The organism is Caulobacter sp. CCH9-E1, assembly GCF_001556515.1.
Taxonomy (GTDB): domain Bacteria; phylum Pseudomonadota; class Alphaproteobacteria; order Caulobacterales; family Caulobacteraceae; genus Caulobacter.
This window is the reverse complement of sequence record NZ_LSJA01000106.1, coordinates 1-2,075: the sequence shown is the minus strand read 5'-3', so window position 1 is coordinate 2,075 and position 2,075 is coordinate 1. Positions and strand designations below refer to the sequence as shown.

1 protein-coding gene is annotated in these 2,075 nt (G+C 67.9%); it reads left to right on the top strand.

Translation table 11 applies throughout. The features are described 5' to 3' along the window. Positions 1-86: 86 nt before the first annotated feature. A complete protein-coding gene (locus tag AX690_RS06605) occupies positions 87-1,772 on the top strand; it encodes a glycoside hydrolase family 43 protein (RefSeq protein WP_066683067.1) in 1,686 nt (561 codons plus the stop codon). Positions 1,773-2,075: the final 303 nt, after the last annotated feature.

Genomic DNA, 2,075 nt, shown 5'->3' with positions numbered 1-2,075 from the left:
GTTCCCGCACCCCCTGGGTCCCGGATAGCCTCTGCGAGGCTTCCGGGATGACACGCCTTATGTAGTTGAAGTTGAAGGAGTCAGCGATGATCCGAACGGCAATGACCCTGGCCCTGCTGGCCGCCCCCGCTCTGGCGCCGATGACGGCTCAAGCCGCGCCCAACACCGCAGCCTTCAGCAACTTTGTCTATCAGGGCAGCGACCCTTCCGACGTGATCAAGGCGGGGCCGGGGCAGTACCGAAACCCGGTCGTCCAGGGCTTCTATCCCGACCCCAGCATCACGCGGGTTGGCAAGGACTACTACCTGGTCAACTCGACCTTCGCCTATTTCCCGGGCCTGCCGATCCACCACTCCACCGACCTGGTGAACTGGACCCAGATCGGCAACGCCATCGACCGGCCGGGCATGCTGGATTTCAAGCGCCTGGGCCTGTCGCGGGCGGTGTTCGCCCCGGCCATCACCCACCACGACGGCCTCTTTTACATCCTCAACACCTGCGTCGACTGCGGCGGCAACTTCCTGATCACCGCCAAGGACCCGAAGGGGCCGTGGTCGGATCCGGTGTGGCTGCCGCAGGTGGGCGGCATCGACGCCTCGCTGTTCTTCGACGATGACGGCCGGGGCTGGATCGTCAACAACGAGGAGCCGCCGGGACCGGCGGAGTACCAGGGCCACCGCGCCATCTGGATCCAGGAATACGACCCGAAAGCTAAGAAGACGATCGGCCCGCGCACGGTGCTGCTGGACAAGGGCGTCGATCCCTCGACCAAGCCGATCTGGCCCGAGGGCCCGCACATTCTGAAGAAGGACGGCTGGTACTATCTGACCGCCGCCGAGGGCGGCACGGCCGAGGGCCACAGCCAGGTCGTTCTGCGGTCCAAGGCCGTCACCGGACCTTACATTCCCTATGACAAGAACCCGATCCTGACCCAGCGCGGCCTGCCCAAGGACCGCCCGCTGCCGATCACCTCGGCCGGCCACGCCGACATCGTCGATACGCCCGACGGCAAGTGGTGGGCGACCTTCCTGGCCGTGCGGCCCTATGGCGACGACCTCTACAACACCGGCCGCGAGACCTTCCTGCTGCCGGTCGAGTGGAAGGACGGCTGGCCGGTGATCCTGGAGAACGGCAAGACCATTCCGTACGTCGCCGATGCGCCCAAATTGCCCAAGACGCCGGCCCCGCCGACCTCGGGCCCGTTCAAGGCGGCCGAGAGCTTCGCGGGCCCCGAACTGCCCCCGGGCTGGATGACCATGCGCATCCCGACCTCGCGCTGGTGGTCGGTGAAGGGCGGGACGCTGAGCCTGGAAGCCCGCAAGGACAAGCTGGGCGGCCAGGAGCAGCCCTCGATCTGGGCGCGCCGCCAGCAGCACATGAACGCCACCGCCCAGACCACCGTGCGCTTCACGCCCAAGGCCGACGGCGACAAGGCGGGCCTGGTGGCCCTGCAGTCCGACGACTTCTACTGGTTCGTGGGCCTGGTCCGCGACGGCGGCAAGACGCTGGTGCGGGTCGAGAAGCGGACCGGCAAGGGCGATCCGGTCGATGGCGTGGTGGTGGCCGAAAAGCCGGTTTCCCTCAAGACCGGCCAACCGCTGAACCTGAAGATCGACGTCAAGGCGGGAGCGCTGGACTTCGCCTACGGGACCGCGCCCGGGAAGTGGGAAACGCTGAAGGCCGGGGCGGATGGGACGTCGCTGAGCACCAAGGTCGCCGGCGGCTTCGTCGGGACGATGCTGGGGGTCTATGCGCACGGGGCGGAGAACTGAATCCCTTCTCCCCTTGCGGGAGAAGGTGGCGCGAAGCGCCGGATGAGGGGGTGAAAGCCAGGTCCGCCGCGCGGTGGCGCCGCTGTGCGACCCCTCATCCGTCCGCCTGCGGCGGCCACCTTCTCCCGCAAGGGGAGAAGGGCCCCAAATTTCGCCGCGAAGTTCCGATCAAGGATCGCTACGGTGACGCCTCACCGCTTTGAGTCCTGAAAGTCCCCATGCGCCTTCTTGCTCCCCTGGCCCTCGCCGCAGCGCTCGCCGCCCCCCTGGCCGCCGGCGCCGCCCACGCCCAGACCCCGCAGC

Bases quoted from the DNA above. Each gene is read 5' to 3' on its own strand.
- AX690_RS06605 (WP_066683067.1), top strand. From the start codon at position 87: ATGATCCGAACGGCAATGACCCTGGCCCTGCTGGCCGCCCCCGCTCTG.